The sequence below is a fragment of the Herbaspirillum sp. AP02 genome (assembly GCF_015767275.1).
In the GTDB taxonomy this organism is placed as follows: Bacteria; Pseudomonadota; Gammaproteobacteria; order Burkholderiales; family Burkholderiaceae_D; genus Herbaspirillum.
Map to the genome: position 1 here is coordinate 310249 of NZ_JADWMY010000004.1, position 21857 is coordinate 332105.

Here is a 21857-nt window from a genome sequence, read left to right on the forward strand (position 1 = left end):
CAAGCACATGGCCAACAAGAACATGAAAGCAGTCGACGTCGTCATCGTCGGCTTCGGCTGGACCGGTGCCATCATGGCCAAGGAAATGACCGAGGCCGGCCAGAGCGTGGTGGCGCTGGAACGCGGTGTCTATCGCGATACCTATCCCGATGGCGCCTATCCCAAGACCATCAATGAGCTGGACTACCAGCAGCGCTTCAAGCTGTTCCAGAACCTCAACAAATCCTCCTTCACCTTCCGCCGCAAGACGGCCGACAGCGCCATCCCCTATCGCCAGATCGCCATGTTCAAGCCGGGCGAAGGTGTGGGCGGTGCTGGGCTGCACTGGTCGGGCTGCCACTGGCGCATCCTGCCGGAAGAACTGCGCATGCGCAGCCATTACGAAGAGCGCTACGGCAAGAACTTCATTCCCAAGGACATGAACCTGCAGGACTGGGGCGTGAGCTACGAAGAACTGGAACCGTATTTCGACTTCGCCGAAAAAATGATGGGGACGTCCGGCAGCGCGTATCGGGTCAAGGGCCGGGTGGTGGACAACAACGGCAACCCCTTCGAGGCCGATCGTTCGGATGCCTTCCCGCTACCGGCCCAGAAGGAGCAATACCAGGCGGCCCTGTTTCGCAAGGCGGCGCAGCAGGCGGGTTTCCATCCCTTCACCCTGCCCTCGGCCAATGCCTCGGCGCCCTATGTGAACCAATATGGCTGCCAGATGGGGCCTTGCACCTTCTGCGGCTATTGCTCGGGCTATGCCTGCTACAACTATTCCAAGGCTTCGCCCAACGTCAACATCATGCCGGCGCTGCGTCAGAGCAAGCTGTTCGAACTGCGCAGCCAGTGCAATGTGCTGCGCATCGAACTCGACAGCACCCGCAAGAAGGCCACCGGCGTGACCTACATCGATATCAACGGCGACACCGTGTTCCAGCCCGCCAATATCGTCATTGCCAGTACCTTTGCCTACAACAATGCGCGACTGTTCCTGCTCTCGGGCATCGGCAAGCCGTATGACCCGGTTTCCAATACCGGCGTGGTGGGCCGCAATATCGCCTTCCAGATGATGTCCACCATCAATGCCTTCTTCGCGCCGGGCAAGAACATCAATGGCTTCATCGGGGCCGGTGGCAATGGCGTGGCGGTGGATGACTTCAACGGCGACCACATGGACCACGGCCCGCTGGGATTCGTGGGCGGTTCGCCGATCTGGAGCAATCCGGCCGGAGCCAAGCCGATCTCGGGGATTGCCGTGCCGCCCGGCACGCCCAAGTGGGGCCACGCCTGGAAGCAGGCGGTCAAGGACAGCTATCTGAACACCATGTCCTTCGACGTGCATGGCGCCAACATGGTGTATCGGGACGTCTATGTCGATCTCGATCCGAACTACAAGGACGCCTTTGGCCAGCCGCTGCTGCGCTTTACCTTCGACTGGAAGGACAACGACATCCGCATGAGCCGCTACGTCACTGATCAGGCGGTCAAGATCGCGCATGAGCTGAAGGCGCGCGAGATCAAGGTCACGGTCAAGGATTTCGGCGCGGCACCAGACCTGCGCAGCTACCAGACCACCCACTGGGCCGGTGGCGTGGCCATGGGCAATGACCCGTCCACCAGCGTGGTGAACCGCTACCTGCAGAGCTGGGACGTGCACAACGTGTTTGCGGTCGGCTCGGGCGTGTTCGCCCAGGGCATCGGCTACAACCCGACCGGGGCAGCGGTGGCATTGACCTACTGGTCGGCCCGCGCCATCCGCGAGCAATACCTCAAGGACCCGCGTCCGCTGGTCAGCGCGTGAGCACGGGAGCGACGATGAAACGACTGATCCTGACCTCCTCCCTGGCGCTGGGCGCGGCCATGCTGGCTGCCGCAGCCGCTTACAACCTGGCGTATGCCGATGATTCGCTGACCGTCCCGGCACCGCCCCAGCCGCCGATGGGCGGGCGGCTGTTGAATCGCGAGACGGCACCCTTGCAAGCTTTCACGGTACCGCCGGCCGATGCCGCGCTGTCGCAACGCATCGCCCGCCAGGGCAGCCCCAGTGCCGACGACCAGTTGCTGCTGCGGGGGGCCTACCTGGCACGGGCCGGCGATTGCGTGGCCTGCCATACCAGCAAGGGCGGCGCGCCCTTTGCAGGCGGGCTGGCGCTGGCCTCGCCGCTGGGCGCGATCTATTCGACCAATATCACGCCGGACAAGGAACACGGTATCGGTGACTGGAGCTACGAGGACTTTGCGCGTCTCATGCGCACCGGCGTCACCCGGGCCGGCTATACGGTCTATCCGGCCATGCCCTACCCTTCCTATTCGCGGCTGAGCGAGGAGGACATGCAGGCGCTCTATGCCTATTTCACCAAGGCGGTTACGCCCTCTGCCCAGGCCAATCGCGCCAACGACATCCCGTGGCCGCTGTCGATGCGCTGGCCGCTGGCGATCTGGCGCAAGCTGTTCGCGCCGACGCCCGCTCCTTATGTGGCTCCCCCTGCAGCAACGGCCGGCAGCGACCAGGAACTGGCGCGGGGCGCCTATCTGGTGGAGGGACTGGGACATTGCGGCAGCTGCCATACGCCGCGCTCGACTACGCTGCAGGAGAAATCGCTGCGCGACGATAGCAGTCGCCTGTACCTCTCCGGCGGCCAGGTGGTGGATGGCTGGAACGTGCCGTCGCTGCGCAACGAACACGGTGGCGGCATCGCCGGCTGGAGCCAGGCCGATCTGGTGGAATTCCTGCGCACCGGACGCAACCAGTTCACGGCCTCCTTCGGCGCCATGAATGATGTGGTCGAGCATTCCATGCAATACCTGACCGAGGCCGATCTCAATGCCATCTCGCGCTACCTGTTGCGTCTGTCGCCGCGCAACGATGCGGCCCCCTATCGCTATGACGAAGTGAGCGCCACGGCCGCCTACGAGGGCCGCCCGCAGACGCCGGGGGCGGCGCTCTACCTGGATCGCTGCGCGGCCTGCCACCGCAGCAACGGCACCGGCTATGGCAAGGCCTTCCCGGCGCTGGCCGGTAATCCGGTGCTGCAGACGCAGGACGCCGGTTCGGCCATCCGCATCATCCTGCAGGGCGGTCGCCAGCCGGCCACCGATTCGGTCAAGGGTGGACTGGTGATGGCGCCGTATGCGCAATTGCTCAACGACCAGCAAGTGGCGGAGGTGACCTCGTATATCCAGACCGCCTGGGGTAATCGTGGGGCGACGGTGTCGGCGGCCGATGTGGCAAAGATCAGGAAGACGGCGAAGCCGGTGGAAGAACGCGCACCGTGAAGCCAGGAGAAAATGGCCTGGCACTGCTCCGTCCGAGGCCTTCATCACAACAGCTGCGGATACGGACATTCCTGCCGTGATCAAGAGCGCGATCTCTCCCGTGTGATCTTTCCAGCATGGCGCCGGAATGCAATACGCAAGCGGAACGATCCTGTATCCAGGACCGTTCCGCAAGCGTCGACAACCTGGATCAGGCCGCCATGCTGGCGTTGTCGATCACGAAGCGGTACTTGATGTCACCCTTGAGCATGCGTTCATAGGCGGTGTTGATTTCCCCGGCGCGGATGAGCTCGATGTCGGCGACGATGCCGTGCTCGGCGCAGAAGTCCAGCATTTCCTGGGTCTCAGGGATGCCGCCGATGAGCGAGCCGGCCAACGAGCGACGCTTCATGATGAGGTTGAAGACATTGGGTGAGGGATGCGGCGTGGCTGGCGCACCCACCAGGGTCATGGTGCCTTCGCGCTTCAAGAGACCAAGGAAGGCGTCCAGGTCATGGGGGGCGGCCACGGTATTGAGAATGAAGTCGAAGCTCTGGGCATGCGCCGCCATCTCGTCGGCATTGCGTGAGACCACGACTTCATCCGCACCCAGTGCCTTGGCATCGGCGCGCTTGGACTCGGAGGTGGTGAAGGCCACCACGTGCGCCCCCATGGCGTGGGCAATCTTGATACCCATGTGGCCGAGGCCGCCGATACCGACCACGCCGACCTTCTTGCCGGGGCCTGCGCCCCAGTGGCGCAGCGGCGAATAGGTGGTGATGCCGGCACACAGCAAGGGGGCCACGGCAGCCAGGTCGGCTTCCGGATGGCGGATACTCAGCACATAGCGCTCATGCACCACGATCTCCTGCGAATAGCCGCCCATGGTCCAGCCGGGAGCGTCCTCGGTCTTGCCGTTGTAGGTGCCGACCATGTTGTCGCAATAGTTTTCCAGGCCTTCATCGCAATCGGGGCAGGTCTGGCAGCTGTCGACGATACAGCCCACGCCGACCAGATCACCGACCTTGAACTTGCTGACGTGATCGCCCACCGCGGCGACACGACCGACGATCTCATGACCGGGGACGCAGGGGTATTGGGTGCCGGCCCATTCGGAACGGACCTGATGCAGGTCGGAGTGGCAGATGCCGCAGTAGGCGATGTCGATCTGCACATCATGCGCGCCGGTGGCACGTCGGGTGATCTGCAGGTGCTCCAGTGGCTTGTCGGCTGCGTGGGCGCCGTAGGCATGTACTTGCATGGGAATCTCCTTGGTTGGGACTGGGATTGAAACGCGCGTAAGGACGGTCGTGAAAACGGCCGCGCAGACAGGCAGAGAGCCTGTCCGGGAACAGGGCATTGTGACGTGGCGGGAGGAGTGAAGACAGACCTATTCCGCTACGATTATTGCCTGAAATTCCACCGGTCCGCATGAAGCCGGATGACTGCATGCATGGCAAACGGGCAAACGGGGCCTGACAGCGAGCAGCGACTTTCCGGAGGGCAAGCAAGCAGGCCGGCCGATTCTGCCTCATCATGTGGGCCGGGATTCGCTGGTCCGGGGCTTGCTTGGTCTATTGGCCAACGCAATTAGTTCCGGCCACGATGCCGTGGCAGACTTGGTCCATCACCGTATTTCGAACGCATCATGAACGACACCACTGATCTGAAGGTATTGCGCGCCCTGCATGAGTGGCGCCAGGCCGGCCGCAGCGCACTGCTGGCCACTGTTGTCTCCACCTGGGGCTCGTCGCCTCGCCCGGTGGGCTCCCAACTGGCGATCCGTGACGATGGCCGGCTGATCGGTTCGGTGTCGGGGGGCTGTATCGAGGATGACCTGCTGTTCCAATACATCAAGAACGCCCCCACTGCCTGGGGCCGCCCCGAGGCGCCGCAGCTGGTGCGCTATGGCATCGACGCCGACGAGGCACATCGCTTCGGTCTGCCCTGCGGCGGCACGCTGGAGCTGCTGCTGGAGTTCGATCCGCCGGCCGCGCCCTTGCAGGAACTGGTACTGGCGCTGGAAAGCGGGCAACTGGTCTGCCGCAGCGTCGACTGCCTTACCGGACAGAGCCGCATGGAAATCAGCCAGGCGCCGGCCGATCTGATCTTCGACGGCCAGACCCTGCGCCATACCATGGGGCCGGATTATCGGATGCTGCTGATCGGCGCCGGCATGCTGGCCGAATACCTGGCGACGATGGCGCTCTTCAATGACTTTGCGGTCACCCTGTGCGATCCGCGTTCGGAATACCTGGGCGGCTGGGCGGTGCCGGGGGTGCGCATCGTCACCGACATGCCCGACGACGCCGTGCAGGCCTTCCGCCCCGATCAGCGCAGCTGCGTGATCGCCCTGACGCACGATCCCAAGCTGGACGACCTGGCGCTGATGGAAGCGGTTGCCAGTCCAGCCTTCTACGTGGGCGCCATCGGCTCACGCCGTAACAGCGCCGCCCGCAAGGACCGCATGATGACCCACTTCGGCCAGACCGAAGAAAGCCTGGCGCGCCTGCGTGGCCCTATCGGTCTTTATATCGGCAGCAAGACACCTTCCGAGATCGCGGTCAGCGTCATGGCCGAAGTGCTGGCCGTCAAGAATGGCGTGGCCGTGCCTGCGGCCATGTCGGTAGCGGCCATGAAGCAGGCACGCGTGACGGCTGAATCGTCGCCCTCCCCGACCTGAAAAAAAACCGCCGCCCTGTGCAGGCGGCGGTTCCGGTACGACTTCCTCGCAAAGAGCCTCAGCGCATCTGCAGGACGATGGGATTGCTGCTGGCCGGATTGGTCCGTTCGCGCAGTTTGCTGACATCGTCCACCTTGACGGCACCACCATGGTTTCCCCAGGACGTACGGATGAAACTGAGTACGTCGGCAATTTCGGCGTCCGATAACTGGCTGCGGAACGGTGGCATGCGGTAGGCATCGGGCACGCCGTCGGCGACTACCCGGGCCGAACCGTTCAATGTGACGTTGATGGCCGAGGCGTCTTCCTTGGCCAGCGACGACACGGCACCGGCCAGCGGCGGAATCCAGGGAGCCCTGCCGCGTCCATCCACCGCGTGACAGGCTGCGCATTTGGCCATGAAGGTGCGCGCCCCGCTCCCCTCCAGCCGTTGCGGTGCCAGGGCGGCGGTGGTACTGGCGTCGTACTTCCAGGGGGTGCCATCGCGGCCGGGGTCGCCCGGCAAGGATTTCAGGTAATGCGCGACGGCCTTCAGATCGTCATCACTCATGAACTGGGTGGAGTTGTTGAAGGCGTCGGCCATGGAGCCGAAGACCACGGCGTGCTGGTTGCGGCCGGTCTTGAGGAATTGCACCACTTCCTCTTCGCTCCAGCGGCCGATGCCGATATTGACGTCACCGCGCAGGCTGGGCGCATACCAGCCATCAAGGAGCGCGCCGGAGAGATAGAGCGGCTGGCCATCATCCAGTCCCTTTTCGTTCATGGCGACGCCGCGCGGGGTGTGGCAACTGCCACAGTGGCCGGCGCCCTGGACGATGTAGGCCCCCCGGTTCCAGAGGGCATCCTTGCCTGGCTGCGGCTGATACGGTTGCGGGCGAGTGAAGGCCAGGTTCCAGAACGCCAGTGGCCAGCGCATGTCCAGCGGCCAGGGGATATCGCTCTCGCGATTGGCCTGCACCACCGGTTTGACGCCATGCATGAACCAGGCATAGAGCGCGCTGACATCTTCATCGGCCATCTTGGCGTAGGAAGGATAGGGCATGGCCGGATAGAGCCGGTGGCCATCGCGGGCCACGCCGTGTCGCAGGGCGCGGTCGAATTCGGCCAGGCTGTATTCGCCAATGCCGCTGGTGCGGTCAGGCGTGATGTTGGTGGCGTAGATGGCACCCAGCGGGGTGGCCATTTCCAGGCCACCGGCGAAGGGCTTGCTGTTGGGCGTGCTGTGGCAAGCCACGCAGTCGGCCAGGCGCGCCACGTATTCGCCGCGCTGGAGCAGTTCGGTCGAAGGCGCGGGCGGTGGCGCAGCGCCATCGAAGGGCGAGGCGGACGTGCGCAGGGCGACCCAGGCGGCGCCGACGATGAGCGCGACGAGGATCAGCAGGAAAACGCGCAGCTTCCCGGTTCTTGGAGTGGTCATGGATGCGTCAGTCCGCCGTCAGGCCTTGAAGGTGTAGTGGGACAGCGGCATGCTGCGGATGCGCTGACCGGTCAGATGCGCTACCGCATTGGCCACCGCGGGCGGCACGGCCGGCAGCGGCGGCTCACCGATACCACCCATCTTGGCGCCACTCTCGATGACCTTCACATGCACGCGGGCCATGCGTTGGGGCGGCAGGATGGGATAAAGGTCGTAGTTGCGCGCCACCCTTGCCCCTTCCTTGTAGACCACTTCTTCCAGCAAGACCTGCGACAGGCCCAGCGAAACGGCGCTGTTGACCTGGGCTTCGACGATGGCCGGGTTGACGATGCGACCGGGGTCGATGGCTTCCCAGATGTCGTGCACGCGGACCTGGCCGTTTTCGATGGAAACCTCGGCAATGGCGGCAGTCTCGGTGCCGAAGGCCTTGGCCATGGCCACGCCGCGGGCGCGACGGCTGCCGTCGGGCGCGGTGAAGGGGCCGCGCTTCCAGCCGCCCGAGAGATCGACCGCTGCGCGCAAGAGCGCGGTCAGGCGCTCGTTGCCCAGCAACAGGCGCAGGCGCATTTCATAGGGGTCCTGGCCGCCCTTGTCGGCGAGCTCGTCGAGGAAGGCTTCATAGAAGAAGTCGTTCATCGAATTGCCCACCGAGCGCCAGTAACCCAGTACCGGCGGGTTTTTCACGAAACGCTGACCGATACGCTTGTGGGCGAACTGGTAGGACTTGCCGGCCAGGCCTTCGAGGGCGGTCGGGTCGATCTTGTTGCGCTTGTTGGCAATCGATTCGGTGGGGCCTTCGGTAGCACTGATGGCTTCGATGGCGATGGGGAAGCCTTTTTCATCCAGGCCGGCGCGGAACTGCACGACCGCCATGGGCCGCATGGTGTCGCGGGCGAACTCTTCCTCGCGGCTCCAGATCACCTTGACCGGACGACCCACGGCCTTGGCCAGCTGGATCGCCTGCGGGAATACCATGGCGCTCTCGTAGAGGAAATGGCGGCCGAAGAAGCCACCCAGCAGCGGCGAGTGGATCTGGATCTTCTCCGGTGGCAAGCCGGTCTGCTTGGCGATGGCACCCTGGAACATCTCGGGCGCCTGGTTGGGAATCCACATTTCCAGCGTGCCATCGGGATTGAAACGGGCGGTGGCCGAAGGCGGCTCCAGTTGCGCGTGATTCAGGTACTGGCTGCGGTAGCTGGCCTGCACCACGGTCTTGGCACCGGCGATGGCCTTGTTCACGTCGCCTTCGTTCTCGGCCTCATCCACGGCAGCGGTGGAGCTGGCCAGTTGCGCGGCAAACTGTTCGGTGGAAAAGTCCGCCGGCACATAGCGGCGGTCCGGTGCCGGGCCGGGGTCACTCCAGTCCACCTGCAGGGCTTCGACGGCGCGCTTGGCATTCCACCAGCGCTCGGCTACCACGGCCACCGCACCGGGTAGGCGGTGCACTGAATGCACGCCATTCATCTTGCGCACCTCGGCCTCGTTGCGGATGCCACCCACTTCCAGGCCCAGGCGCGGCGCATGTTGTACGGCGGCCTGGAGCATGTTCTCCACCTGGGTATCGATGCCATAGAGGGCGCGACCGGTGGACTTGTCCAGCACGTCCAGGCGCGCCAGAGGCTTGCCGATCCAGCGGAACTGGCTGTCCTGCTTGAGCTTGATGGTGTCCAGCGGCGGATTGGGCAGGTCCAGCGCCTTGGGAGCAAGTTCGCCATAGCTCAGCGAACGGCCGCTGGCGGCATGCACCACGCGGCCGGGTTCGGTGGACAGGCTCTCCAGCGGCACCTTCCATTGCGTGGCGGCCGCCTGCATCAGCAAATGGCGCGCCAGCGCGCCCACGCGACGCATGGTCGGATAGCTGGTGCGCACCGACATGCTGCCGCCGGTGATGCGAATACCGATGTCCATGACCTTGTACTGGTCGTTGGCGGGGGCGTTATGTACGACGAAACCGGCTGGATCGGCGTCGAGCTCCTCGCCCACGATCTGGGCCATGGCGGTGAAGATGCCCTGCCCGCCTTCGACGAAGGGACTTTGCAGATGGATGCTGTTGTCCGGGCGGATCTCAAGGAAGGCCGGCACCCGCGTGCCGGCGGCGGCAGGTGCCGCACTGCCCTGGGCACGGGCGTTGCCGGCCGGTAGCGCAAAGCCCAGTACCAGAGAGCCGGCAGCGGTGCCGGCGGAGGTCAGGAGAAAGTGGCGGCGCGAGACATTGACCGGCTCGCCATCGGCTGGCAGGTCCTGGGCGGGAAGATCGTGCGAGGGGTTCATGCCTGCTCCTTTCCTGCCTTGGCTTTCTGGGTGCGGCTCCACTGGATGGCGGCCACGGCACCGATACCCGCTACGGCAGCGGCGGCGACGGTGGTCTGGTTGACCCCGGCCGGGCCGCTGGGGGCTGCCGGCAGGGTCGATGCCGCTGCCGCAGGAGCGCCCTTGTTGCCGGAGAGGTCGTGCATGGCGGCCTTGATGGCGTTGTAGGTGCCGCAGCGGCACAGGTTGACCATGGCGGCGGCGATCTGCTCGTCGCTGGGCTGGGCGACCTGCTTCAACAGCGCGGTTGCGGCCATCACCTGGCCGGACTGGCAGTAACCGCATTGCGGAACCTGGTGCTTGACCCAGGCGTCGACCACCTGCTTGCCTACCGGATCGGCGCTTACCGCCTCGATGGTGCTGACCTTGCGGCCGGCCATGGCACCCACCGGCATGACGCAGGAGCGCAGCACCTCGCCATCGACCATGACCGAGCAGGCCCCGCACTGGGCCAGGCCGCAGCCGTATTTGGTACCGGTCATGCCCAGTTCGTCGCGGATCACCCAGAGCAGGGGTGTATCGGCGTCGGAAGTGATCTGGTAAGTCTTGTCGTTTATCTGGAGTTCCATGGTTCCTGCCATCGGGGTTGAGAACGCAAACCAGGGCGGGACGCGGCCCTGGGGGAGCAAACGGACGCAGCAAGGCGAGCCCGTGCATGAGCATTAGCTCCCGCACGATGACGCATCACGCGGGAGGCGATTAGCTGACTTGGGCTTAATGGGGATATTAGACGAACTAAGGAATTCCGTCGCAGAGCGGACGGATATGTGGTGCCGGTGGCGGTGGTGGCGGCAGTGGCAGGCCCCGTTGAACGAGGGGATTGCCAGCAGGTGGCTAGACGTCCTGCGGCAACTTGCGGGGCCGGCCGCCCTTCTTGCCGTTTTCACGCACGGCCAGGACCTTGGCCGCGCTGCTGCGGCTGCCGTTGCGCGTTGCGACCACCGTCGACGCCAGTTTCATCAAGGCCGGGCTGGCGGCCACCAGGCCGGCGATGGAGACATGCAGGTCGCGCTCTTCCAGGCACAAGGCACTGCCGGCGTATCCCAGTTCGATGCGCCCCAGTTCGCTGGCGCTGAGTTCGGCCAGCTCGGGGTAGTTGTCGATGGGCAGCAGGACGGCGGTCTTGTCGGCAAAACCGATGGCGATGGCTGCGAAGGCGGGAAGATAATCCACCTCCGTAGCCTGCAGGGCGGCGCCAGCGCGTTTGCTGCCTCGGGCCAGGGCCTGTGCGAGCAGATCTTCGGTGACGGGTGGATTGTCGCGTTTCTTCGCTTTGATGATGGTCATCACTGTATCTCCAGGGGACTGGCTTGCCCCGCGAGTTGAATCAAGGTGCTGTCACGTTCAGGTGCGTAACGCGCCCACAGAATATCGACTGCATGCCGTCGGAAAACGCTGGGACTGACGACTTCTTCCCGGCGCGGGTCCCATTGCTGGTGATCGAGGCAGACCGAACCCCGGCTCTGCCACCATCGCTGACGGGCTCGCCGCAGATGGTCCGGCTGTTCGATCACCTGCCTCAACTCCTCCAGCAGCGCGATGCCGGGGGCAGACCACATGGGCCTCACATCCCACAAGGCCACGCCGTGATGCCAGAAACTGAACTGGTAACGCGCGTCCCAACGCTCGTTACCTACATGGACATGCGGCGGGCAGTGCTCGTCACGGGTGAAGACGGAAACGACCAGACCCTTGTAGCTGCAGATTTTCATAAACCTAACAGTTAGGTTATAGGATTGAAAGCCCCGACGCAAGCTTTGGACACAAACAGGTTCACCCAGATGAGTTACCTGAAGCACCAAAACAACACATGGATGCGTACGGGGAGCGGACGCGATGCCGCTTTCAGCGGCACCGGGAGCGGAGGAGGCTAAAGAGAGAGGAAGGACAAGTCAGCAGTAACGCGGATGTAGGACTGCTTTATTCAAAAATTTCAATCTTTCAGTCGCGCACGCCCAGGCGATATACCGTGGTCTGCCGATAGACCTGCCCCGGTCGCAGGATCACCGCTTCACTCAAGGGCGTGTTGACCTGGTCCGGGTAGGACTGCGCTTCCAGGCAGAAGCCGTCGTGGATGGCATATGGCTGCTCGCCCCGGCCCTGCACGCCGGAGAGGAAATTGCCGCTGTAGAACTGCAGGCCGATCTCGGTGGTGGCGACACGCAATTCGCGTCCCGAACCCGGTTCGTAGACGGTGGCGACCTCGCGCAGTGTCTGCGCCACGCGGCTCTCGCCGGGCACCGGTTCATGCTCGCTGCGCAGGCAATAACAATGATCGAAGCCGCCGGCCAGTTTCAGCTGCGGATCGGGCCAGTCCAGACGCGGACCGATCGGCGCCGGCTGGCGGAAGTCGAAGGCGCTGCCGGCGACCTCGGCGCGTGCTTCCGGGATCAGGCTGGCATCGACCTGCAGGTAGGCGTCGGCATCGATGGCGATGATGTGGTCGCGGATATCGCTGGCACCGCCATTGAGATTGAAGTAGGCGTGCGAGGTCAGGTTGATGGGCGTGGCGGCATTGCTGGTGGCGGTGTAGTCGATGCGCAACTGACCATCGTCATCCAGCCGATACAACACCGACGCCATCATCGTGCCGGGAAAACCCGCTTGTCCGTCTGGCGACACCAGCATCAGGCGCAGGCCTTCGGGGTCCGGCTGAACCTGCCAGCGCTGGGCATGAAAACCGTCGCGGCCACCATGCAGATGGTTCTCCCCTTCGTTGCAATCGACCTGTCGCGCCACCCCATCCAGAGTGAAACGGCCACCGGCGATGCGATTGCCCCAGCGACCAACAATGGCGCCGAAATAGGCCGGGTTGTGCTGGTATTGCTCCACCCGGTCGAAGCCCAGCAGGATGTCGGCTTCGCGGCCATAGCGGTCGGGGGCCCACCAGTTGACCATGGTGGCACCGAGGTCGCTGATGGTCACGCGCATGCCGGTGTGGTTGCGCAGGGTGTAGAGCTGGATGCCGTCGGCGGCGGTGGTGTGGGAAAGGGTGAAATGGGTCATTTTATGGAGGTGAGGAGGGTGTTCCCTGCGGTTTTCTTTTTCTGCCGTGGCGCAGGAGCAGCGGAATGCTCCAGCCCGGCGACGAATTGTTCCTGGTATTCCTTGGGCGTGCAGCCCAGTTCGCGCTTGAAGACGGCGTGCATGTATTGCACGGTGGTGAAGCCGCAGCTCACGGCGATCTCGGCGGCATGGCTGCCGGCCTGCTCCAGCATGCGCTTGGCGGCTTCCAGCTTGAAACGCAGGATTTCATCATGGACGCTGCGCCCCAGTTCGCGCCGGAAATACCATTCCAGCGAGGACCGTGAGATGCCCACGTAATCGGCCACCTGATCGGTCTTGATGCCCTGGCAGGCGTATTGCCGGATGAAGTGCAGCGCCTGCATCACATGCGGGTGATTGCGTACCTCGTGGCGACTGGAGGCCAGGACATTGATGCCCACCGGCGGCACCATGATGCGGGTGTCCGGGAAGCGCGCCCCATGCAGCATCTGGTGCAGCAGGTGAGCGGCGGTGCGGCCCATTTCCACGCTGCCCTGGATCACCGAACTGAGCGGGATGCGCGTCAGCACGCGGGCCAGGGGATCGTTGTCGATGCCGATCAGCGCCACCTGTTCGGGCACGGCGATACCGGCAAACAGGCAGGCCTGCAGCAGCTGGCGCGCGCGGGCATCGGTGACGGCGATGATGCCCACCGGCTTGGGCAGGCTGCGCACCCAGGCGATCTGCTGTTCCACGGCCGTATCCCAGGACTGCGCGCTGGTGCCCACGCCCCGGTAGATATGGCCTTCGATGCCATCGGCGGCAGTCAGGCTGGTGAAGATGCGCTCTCGCTCCTGGGCCCATCGGTTGCAGTCGGACTCGGGCAGGCTGAACAGGGCGAAATGCTGCAGGCCGGCCTCGATCAGGTGGTCGTAGGCCAGCTTGACCATCTTGACGTTGTCGGTCGCCACATAGGGGCGGTTGGCCGGATATTGGGAGGGATCGGCATAGGAACCGCCGATGGCTACCACCGGCAATTGCACCCCTTCCAGCGCGGCCGTGGTGACCGGGTCGTCAAAGTCGGCAATGATGCCGTGCCCGGCCCAGCGCTCTATGCCTTGCGGGCGACAGCGGAAGTCCTCTTCCAGGTAGAGGTCCCAGGAAGCGCGGGTACTGCTGATGTATTCGCCGATGCCGGAAATGATTTCCCGGTCGAATATCTTGTTGCCATTGAAGAGCAACGCAATCCTGTGCACCGTGGGTACTTTTGCCACGCTGTGTCTCCTTGGGGTGGCGTCGCTGGGCGCGCCATTTTTGTCTGGATGGGCTCTGGTGTCGAATTGTAGCGAGCCGTGGTCGAAATGATCGATATGTGCTCCTGCAACAAAAAGAATCACTAAGCCGTTTGGTCAATTTCGTAATTGTAGAGGGGATTGGCCCGGGGCTAGTATCCCCCTCGCACCATCATGCGGCGCATTCGTCCCCTGCCCTACCCGGCCCCATGCGGCTTTGGAAGCTTTTGCACCAGATCAGGCCTCCACATCCACCGGACAGCGCCGCTTCAAAAATCATAATCAAATTTAATTCAAATCGGAGACTGGACTATGAAGGCAATGCTGAAGAAGACCGTATTGGCGCTGATGACCGTGACCACCCTGTCCATGGTGGCCGGTAGCGCCATGGCCGATGCCAAGAACCCCAAGATCGGCTTTTCCATCGACGACCTGCGCGTGGAGCGCTGGGCACGTGACCGCGATTTCTTCACTGCCGCTGCCGAGAAGCTGGGTGCCAAGGTGTTCGTGCAATCGGCCGATGCCAGCGAACAGCGCCAGATTTCCCAGATCGAGAACCTGATCTCGCGTGGCGTGGACGTGATCGTGATCGTGCCCTTCAATGCCACCGTGCTGACCAACACCATCAAGGAAGCCAAGAAGGCCGGCATCAAGGTGCTGTCCTATGACCGCCTGATCCTCAACGCCGACGTGGATGCCTACATCTCCTTCGACAACGAGAAGGTCGGTGAAATGCAGGCCGAGGGCATCCTGAAGGTCAAGAACAAGGGCAACTTCTTCCTGCTGGGCGGCTCGCCCACCGACAACAACGCCAAGATGTTCCGCGAAGGTCAGATGAAGGCCCTGAAGCCCTACATCGACAAGGGCGACATCAAGATCGTCGGCCAGCAATGGGTCAAGGAATGGAACCCGACCGAAGCCCTCTCCATCGTCGAGAATGCGCTGACCGCCAACAACAACAAGATCGACGCCATCGTCGCTTCCAATGACGGTACCGCCGGTGGTGCGATCCAGGCTCTGGCCGCGCAGAAGCTGGCGGGCAAGGTGCCGGTCTCGGGCCAGGATGCCGACCTGGCCGCCGTCAAGCGTGTCGTGGCCGGTACCCAGACCATGACCGTCTACAAGCCTCTGAAGCAGATCGCCACCGAGGCCGCCAACCTGTCCGTGCAACTGGCGCGCAACGAAAAGCCGACCTACAACGCCCAGTATGACAACGGCTTCAAGAAGGTCGACAGCCTGCTGTTGAAGCCCATCCTGCTGACCAAGGAGAACGTCAAGGTGCTGGTCGACGACGGCTTCTACACCCAGGCCCAGATCGACGGCCGTTGATTCCTGCATGAGGCGTAATGCATGAGGCATGCCGGCTGCCCTCGCGGTAGCCGGCAACGCCGTCCATGTCGACCAGACAGTCGGCCGGCATGGATTCCAGAGGCTTCTTGGAAAGAACAGGCATGTCCGAGTATCTGTTAGAAATGAAAGGCATCGTCAAGAGCTTTGGCGGTGTGCGCGCGCTCGACGGCATCGACATCAAGATCCGTACCGGTGAGTGCGTGGGCCTGTGCGGCGAGAACGGCGCAGGCAAGTCGACGCTGATGAAGATTCTCTCCGGCGTCTACCCCCACGGCACCTGGGACGGCGAAATCCTGTGGGACGGCAAGCCGCTGCAGGCGCACTCAGTGCGCGATACGGAAGCGGCCGGCATCGTCATCATCCACCAGGAACTGATGCTGGTGCCGGAACTGTCGGTGGCCGAGAATATCTTCATGGGCCACGAGATCACCCTGCCTGGTGGTCGCATGAACTACCCCGCCATGTACCGCCGCGCTGAAGAGCTCATGCGCGAGCTGAACATGCCCGACATCAATGTGGCCCTGCCGGTCTCGCAATACGGCGGCGGCCACCAGCAGCTGGTGGAGATCGCAAAGGCACTCAACAAGGATGCGCGGCTGCTGATCCTGGACGAACCCTCGTCCTCGCTGACCGCCTCCGAGATCGCGGTGCTGCTCAAGATCATCAAGGACCTGAAGGCGCGTGGCGTGGCCTGCGTCTACATCTCGCACAAGCTGGACGAGGTGGCCGAGATCTGTGACACCATCTCGGTGATCCGCGATGGCAAACACATCGCCACCACGCCCATGCAGGAAATGGACGTGGACAAGATCATCACCCAGATGGTCGGTCGTGAAATCACGGCCATGTATCCCGAACGCAATCACGCCATCGGCGAAGTGGTGCTGGAGGCGCGCCACATCACCTGCTACGACATCGACAATCCGCGCCGCAAGCGCGTGGATGACGTGTCGTTCTCGGTGCGCCGCGGGGAAATCCTGGGCATCGCCGGTCTGGTGGGCGCCGGCCGCACCGAACTGGTGTCGGCCATCTTCGGCGCCTATCGCGGCCGTCACGAAGGCCAGGTACTGCTGGAAGGCAAGCTGGCCGATACCGGTTCGCCGCTCAAGTCGATCCGGCGCGGCCTGTGCATGGTGCCGGAAGACCGCAAGCACCACGGCATCGTGCCCGACCTCGATGTCGGCCAGAACATCACCCTGACGGTGCTCAAGCGCTTCTCGCGTGGCAGCCGCATCGATGGCAGCGCCGAACTGAAGACCATCCAGGACGAGATCAGCCGCATGCGGGTCAAGACGGCCACGCCCTTCCTGCCCATTACCAGCCTCTCGGGCGGTAATCAGCAGAAGGCGGTGCTTTCCAAGATGCTGCTGGCCCAGCCCAAGGTATTGATCCTGGACGAGCCAACCCGCGGCGTGGATGTGGGCGCCAAGGCCGAGATCTACCGCCTCATTTCGGAACTGGCCAAGCTGGGCCTGGCCATCATCATGGTGTCGTCCGAACTGGCGGAGGTGCTGGGCGTGTCGGACCGCGTACTGGTGATCGGCGAAGGCCGCCTGCGCGGCGACTTCGTCAACGACAAGCTGAGCCAGGAAACCGTGCTGGCCGCGGCGATCAACCAACCCGTACCGCAGGCGCCCACGCGCGCTGCGGCGGCAGGATAAAAATCACAAGGTGAATCCGGTATGACTTCAAGCAATCTGGCCAACATGGCCGACCTCAAGCAGGTATTCCGCCGCTACAAGATCATTGCGCTGCTGATCGCCATCGCCATCATCTGGGGCTTCTTCAGCTTCATGACCGAGGGTGGCTTCCTGACGCCGCGCAACCTGTCCAACCTGCTGCGCCAGATGTCGGTGACCGGCATCCTTGCCTGCGGCATGGTGCTGGTGATCATCGCCGGCGAGATCGACCTCTCGGTGGGTTCGCTGCTGGGCCTGCTGGGCGGCATCGCCGCGCTGCTGGACGTGAGCCACCACCTGCCGCTGGCACTGAACCTGGTGCTGGCACTGGGCTTCGGCCTGGCGCTGGGGCTGCTGAACGGCTACCTGACGGCCTACCTGGGCATCCCCTCCTTCATCGTCGGCCTGGGCGGCATGCTGGCCTTCCGCGGCATCCTGCTGGGCATCACCGGTGGCCTGACCATCGCCCCGGTCTCGGACAACATGGTCTACCTCGGCCAGGGTTACCTGCCACCACAAATGGGCGTGGCGCTGGGCGTGGCGCTGTTCGTGCTGGCGCTGGCGCTGACCTGGATGAGCCGGCTCAACCGCAGCCGCCATGGCCTGCCGCTGGCGGCACTGTGGCGTGATGGCCTGAAGGTGGTGGTCATCGGCGCGGTGCTGCTGGCCTTCGTGCGCACGCTCAACAGCTATGACGGCATCCCGGTGCCGGTGCTGCTGTTGCTGGCGCTGCTGGGCCTGTTCAGCTATGTGAGCACGCAGACCGTGTTCGGCCGCCGCATCTATTCGGTGGGCAGCAACATGGAAGCCACCCGTCTGTCGGGCGTAAACGTGCAGGCCGTCAAGCTGTGGGTGTTCGGCATCATGGGTGTGATGTGCGCGCTGGCCGGTCTGGTCAACACCGCCCGCCTGGCTGCCGGTTCGCCCTCGGCCGGCAACATGGGCGAGCTGGACGCCATCGCCGCCTGCTTCATCGGCGGCACCTCCATGCGCGGGGGCTCCGGCACCATCTATGGCGCCCTGATCGGCGCACTGGTGATGGCCAGCCTGGACAACGGCATGTCCATGCTGGACGTGGGCACCTACTGGCAGATGATCGTCAAGGGCAGCATCCTGGTGCTGGCCGTGTGGGTGGATGTGAGCACCCGTTCGGGCCGCTGAGCCGCACGTCGACAGATCATCGGACACATCATTCAATTCGTTTCCGGGCCGCTCTGGCGGCCCACCTTACCTCGCAGGAGTTACCCAGCATGACCGCAGCTACCGCCCCTATTTTCGAACACGCGCTCTACCGCAGCCTCGCCGGCAAGCGGGTCGTCATCACCGGCGGCGGCAGCGGCATCGGCGCAGCGCTGGTGGAAGCCTTCGCCGCGCAGGGCGCCCAGGTGTACTTCCTGGACATCGCTGCCGAATCTTCCGAGGCGCTGGTGGCCTCCTTGAAGGATGCAGCGGTGCCGCCGCGCTTCTTCCGCTGCAACCTGATGGACCTGGATGCCCTGCGCGCCACCTTCGCCGAGGTCATCGCCGCCGCCGGCACCATCGACATCCTCATCAACAACGCCGCCAACGACGATCGCCACAAGACCGCCGACGTCACCCCGGCCTACTGGGACGAGCGCATCGCCGTCAACCTGCGCCACCAGTTCTTCTGTGCCCAGGCCGTGTTGCCGGGCATGCGGGCGCAGCAATCGGGCGTGATCCTCAATTTCGGCTCCATTTCCTGGCATCTGGGCCTGCCCGACCTGACCCTCTACATGACCGCCAAGGCCGGTATCGAGGGCATGACGCACGGCATGGCGCGTGATTTCGGGCGTGACGGCGTGCGGGTCAACGCCATCATCCCGGGTGCCATCCGCACCCCGCGCCAGACGCTGTTGTGGCACACCCCCGAAGAAGAGGCGAAAATCCTGGCTGCGCAATGCCTGCCCACCCGCGTCGATCCGCATGATGTCGCTGCACTGGCGCTGTTCCTGTCCTCGGACAGCGCAGCCAAGTGCACCGGTCGCGAATACTACGTCGATGCGGGCTGGCTGGGCGCGTAACCTACCCAATCGCCCGCGGGCCAAGAGGAATCCATGAACAAGCCATCTGCCACACCCCGTCGCTTCCGCTCCCAGGACTGGTTCGACAATCCCGATCACATCGACATGACCGCGCTCTACCTGGAGCGCTTCATGAACTACGGCATCACCGCCGAGGAACTGCGCTCGGGCCGTCCCATCATCGGCATCGCCCAGAGCGGCAGCGACATCAGTCCCTGCAACCGCATCCACCTGGAACTGGCCAAGCGGGTGCGCGATGGCATTCGCGATGCCGGCGGCATTCCCATGGAGTTTCCGCTGCACCCCATCTTCGAGAACTGCCGCCGCCCCACCGCTGCCATCGACCGCAACCTGGCCTATCTGGGCCTGGTCGAAATCCTGCACGGCTACCCCATCGATGCCGTGGTACTGACCACCGGCTGCGACAAGACCACACCTTCGCAGATCATGGCCGCCGCCACGGTGGACATCCCGGCCATCGTGCTGTCTGGCGGACCGATGCTGGATGGCTGGCTGGATGGTGAACTGGTGGGCTCGGGCTCGGCCATCTGGAAGGGTCGCAAACAGCTCTCGGCCGGCACCATCGACAACGAGAAATTCCTGGAGATCGCTGCCGCTTCGGCGCCCTCCTCCGGCCACTGCAACACCATGGGCACGGCCTCCACCATGAACGCCATGGCCGAGGCGCTGGGCATGTCGCTGACCGGCTGCTCGGCGATTCCCGCGCCCTATCGCGAACGTGGCCAGATGGCCTATGAGACCGGGCGCCGCATCGTCGGCATGGCCTACGAAGACCTGCGCCCCTCCGCCATCCTGACCCGCGACGCCTTCCTCGACGCCATCGTCGTCAATGCCGCCATCGGCGGCTCCACCAATGCCCAGCCGCACATCATGGCCATGGCGCGCCATGCCGGCGTGGATCTGAAGTCGGAAGACTGGATGAAGTTCGGCTATGACGTACCGCTGCTGCTGAACATGCAGCCGGCCGGCAAGTACCTGGGCGAGCGCTTCCATCGTGCCGGCGGCGTGCCGGCCATCATGTGGGAGCTGCAGCAGGCCGGCAAGCTGCGTGCCGAGCGCATCACCGCCACCGGCAAGAGCATGGCCGAGAACCTGCAGGGCCGTCAGTCAAACGACCGCGAAGTGATCTACCCCTTCGGCGCGCCGCTGCGTGAACGGGCCGGCTTCCTGGTCTTGAAGGGCAACCTGTTCGACTTCGCCATCATGAAGACCAGTGTTATCTCGGAGACCTTCCGCCAGCGCTACCTCAGCACGCCCGGCCAGGAAAACATCTTCGAATGCCGCGCCGTGGTCTTCGATGGTTCAGACGACTACCACGCCCGCATCAACGACCCGGCGCTCAACATCGACGACAACACCCTGCTGGCCATCCGTGGCGCCGGCCCGGTGGGCTGGCCAGGTTCGGCCGAGGTGGTCAACATGCAACCGCCCGATGCACTGATCAAGCGCGGGGTCTCTACCCTGCCGACCCTGGGTGATGGCCGCCAGTCGGGCACCTCCGACAGCCCCTCCATCCTCAATGCCTCGCCCGAGAGCGCGGTGGGCGGCGGCCTGGCCTGGCTGCGCGACGGTGACCGCGTGCGCATCGACCTCAACACCGGGGAGTGCAATATGCTCATCAGCGAGGAAGAACTGGCCCGCCGCAAGAGCGAGGGTATTCCGCCGGTGCCACCCAGCCAGACACCGTGGCAGGAAATCTACCGCAACACGGTGGGGCAGCTGGAAACCGGTGCCTGCATGGAACTGGCCTTGAAGTACCAGGGTGTGGCGCAGACCCTGCCCCGACACAACCATTGACATGCTGACCCTGCATCGTGAACTGCGCATGCCACCGGCCCCGGTGAAAAAACTCAGGGGGCCGTTGCGCATCGACGCGCACCAGCATTTCTGGCGCTACCGCTGCGAGGATTATCCGTGGATCGGTACCGGCATGGACCTGTTGGCGCAAGACCGCCTGCCCTATCAGTTCCAGCCCCTGCTGGATGCGCAGGGCTTGCATGCGTCGATCACGGTGCAGGCACGTCCCGGCCACGACGAGACGGCTTTCCTGCTGGAGATGGCGCGCCGCGACCAGCGCATCGCCGGCATCATCGGCTGGGAGGATATCGGCTCGCCCTTGCTGGCCGAGCGCATGGAACATTGGGGCCGCAGCAAGATGCTGGGGCTGCGCCATCCGATGCAGGAAGACGACGACGCCGAGCTGCTGCTGGCGCTGCCGCAATTCAACCAGGGGGTGCGCTGGCTGCAGGAACGCGACTATGTGCTGGACCTGCTGGCCCACGAACGCCACCTGCCGCAGCTGCGCCAGTTGTGCGCCCACCATGACCAGCACTGGATCGTGCTGAACCATCTCGGCAAGCCGGCCCTCAAGGAATTCCGCAAGGGCCGCGCCGCCTTCGAACGCTGGCGCCAGGAACTGCGCGAGCTGACCGCCATGCCGCATGTGGCCTGCAAGATTTCCGGCCTGCTGACCGAGGCCGACTGGCTGCGCGGCCTGTGCACGCGCGACTTCGAACATATCGTGCAATGTCTGGACACCGCACTGGACCTGTTCGGTCCGCAGCGGCTGATGTTCGGTTCCGACTGGCCGGTGTGCCTGCTCGCCGCTTCCTACGCGCGCGTGGTGGCCATGGTGCGCGAATGGGCCGGCAAGCGCCTCTCGCCCAGTGACCAGGATGCCCTTTGGGGCGAATCTTCGGCAAAAATTTATGGACTGATGTCATAAGTTTTTCCCCGGATTCCTTTTTGTTGCCAACCATCAAGCCTGGTGCGATATTGCGCCAAAGGGGGTTATCCCCGATGACGGCAAACAATCCGGGATACGGGGAGACGAAC

The 21857-nt window shown here is 64.1% G+C and carries 17 protein-coding genes; 9 read left to right on the top strand and 8 right to left on the bottom strand.

Features of this window, described 5'->3' with window-relative positions:
• Window positions 1–7: 7 nt before the first annotated feature.
• Both I5R65_RS11675 and I5R65_RS11680 read left to right on the top strand, forming a co-directional pair.
• Window positions 8–1789 carry a GMC family oxidoreductase gene (locus I5R65_RS11675; protein ID WP_180669877.1) on the top strand — a complete coding sequence of 594 codons (1782 nt, stop codon included), beginning with the start codon at window positions 8–10 and terminating at the stop codon, window positions 1787–1789.
• Window positions 1790–1803: 14 nt separating this feature from the next.
• Window positions 1804–3264 carry a cytochrome c gene (locus I5R65_RS11680; RefSeq protein WP_180669878.1) on the top strand — a complete coding sequence of 487 codons (1461 nt, stop codon included), beginning with the start codon at window positions 1804–1806 and terminating at the stop codon, window positions 3262–3264.
• A 190-nt stretch (window positions 3265–3454) separates the two neighbouring features.
• Here the strand turns inward: I5R65_RS11680 and I5R65_RS11685 are convergent, their stop codons facing one another.
• Window positions 3455–4504, bottom strand: a complete 1050-nt coding sequence (locus tag I5R65_RS11685; protein ID WP_180669880.1) for an NAD(P)-dependent alcohol dehydrogenase — start codon at window positions 4502–4504, stop codon at window positions 3455–3457.
• Between the two features lie 387 nt (window positions 4505–4891).
• Here I5R65_RS11685 and I5R65_RS11690 point away from each other — a divergent pair, with 387 nt between their 5' ends.
• Window positions 4892–5926: an XdhC family protein gene (locus I5R65_RS11690; protein WP_180669882.1), complete on the top strand. Its 1035-nt coding sequence runs from the start codon at window positions 4892–4894 to the stop codon at window positions 5924–5926.
• A gap of 58 nt (window positions 5927–5984) precedes the next feature.
• On the opposite strand, the gene I5R65_RS11695 is transcribed toward I5R65_RS11690, so the two are convergent.
• From I5R65_RS11695 to I5R65_RS11725, 7 genes are all read right to left on the bottom strand, one after another.
• Complete coding sequence (locus I5R65_RS11695) at window positions 5985–7343, bottom strand: cytochrome c (protein WP_180669884.1); 1359 nt, start codon at window positions 7341–7343, stop codon at window positions 5985–5987.
• Between the two features lie 18 nt (window positions 7344–7361).
• The gene (locus I5R65_RS11700) at window positions 7362–9614 is read right to left on the bottom strand and encodes a xanthine dehydrogenase family protein molybdopterin-binding subunit (protein WP_180669886.1); all 2253 of its coding nucleotides are present in this window, start codon (window positions 9612–9614) and stop codon (window positions 7362–7364) included.
• Window positions 9611–10222: a (2Fe-2S)-binding protein gene (locus I5R65_RS11705; RefSeq protein ID WP_180669888.1), complete on the bottom strand. Its 612-nt coding sequence runs from the start codon at window positions 10220–10222 to the stop codon at window positions 9611–9613. The genes I5R65_RS11700 and I5R65_RS11705 overlap by 4 nt, the downstream gene beginning before the upstream one ends.
• 265 nt (window positions 10223–10487) lie before the next feature.
• Window positions 10488–10940 (bottom strand): DUF2442 domain-containing protein, encoded by a 453-nt coding sequence (locus I5R65_RS11710; RefSeq protein WP_180669891.1) that lies wholly within the window; start codon window positions 10938–10940, stop codon window positions 10488–10490.
• Entirely contained in the window at window positions 10940–11365 is a 426-nt protein-coding gene (locus I5R65_RS11715) for a DUF4160 domain-containing protein (RefSeq protein WP_180669893.1), read from the bottom strand. Before I5R65_RS11715 ends, I5R65_RS11710 begins: the two co-directional genes overlap by 1 nt.
• Before the next feature lie 229 nt (window positions 11366–11594).
• A complete protein-coding gene (locus tag I5R65_RS11720) occupies window positions 11595–12659 on the bottom strand; it encodes an aldose epimerase family protein (RefSeq protein ID WP_180669895.1) in 1065 nt (354 codons plus the stop codon).
• Complete coding sequence (locus I5R65_RS11725) at window positions 12656–13912, bottom strand: DNA-binding transcriptional regulator (protein WP_180669896.1); 1257 nt, start codon at window positions 13910–13912, stop codon at window positions 12656–12658. Before I5R65_RS11725 ends, I5R65_RS11720 begins: the two co-directional genes overlap by 4 nt.
• Before the next feature lie 330 nt (window positions 13913–14242).
• On the opposite strand from I5R65_RS11725, the gene xylF reads away from it, so the two are divergent.
• The 6 genes from xylF to I5R65_RS11755 all read left to right on the top strand — a co-directional run bounded on the left by xylF (window position 14243) and on the right by I5R65_RS11755 (window position 21747).
• Window positions 14243–15259: a D-xylose ABC transporter substrate-binding protein gene (gene xylF / locus I5R65_RS11730; protein WP_006464779.1), complete on the top strand. Its 1017-nt coding sequence runs from the start codon at window positions 14243–14245 to the stop codon at window positions 15257–15259.
• A 122-nt stretch (window positions 15260–15381) separates the two neighbouring features.
• Window positions 15382–16941 (top strand): D-xylose ABC transporter ATP-binding protein, encoded by a 1560-nt coding sequence (gene xylG / locus I5R65_RS11735; protein WP_180669898.1) that lies wholly within the window; start codon window positions 15382–15384, stop codon window positions 16939–16941.
• Between the two features lie 21 nt (window positions 16942–16962).
• A complete protein-coding gene (locus I5R65_RS11740; protein ID WP_196872179.1) occupies window positions 16963–18120 on the top strand; it encodes a sugar ABC transporter permease in 1158 nt (385 codons plus the stop codon).
• 89 nt (window positions 18121–18209) lie between these two features.
• Window positions 18210–19001, top strand: coding sequence for an SDR family NAD(P)-dependent oxidoreductase (locus I5R65_RS11745; RefSeq protein WP_180669900.1), 792 nt, complete (start codon window positions 18210–18212; stop codon window positions 18999–19001).
• Window positions 19002–19034: 33 nt separating this feature from the next.
• Entirely contained in the window at window positions 19035–20819 is a 1785-nt protein-coding gene (locus I5R65_RS11750; RefSeq protein WP_180669902.1) for an IlvD/Edd family dehydratase, read from the top strand.
• Window position 20820: 1 nt separating this feature from the next.
• Window positions 20821–21747 (top strand): amidohydrolase, encoded by a 927-nt coding sequence (locus I5R65_RS11755; RefSeq protein WP_180669904.1) that lies wholly within the window; start codon window positions 20821–20823, stop codon window positions 21745–21747.
• Window positions 21748–21857: the final 110 nt, after the last annotated feature.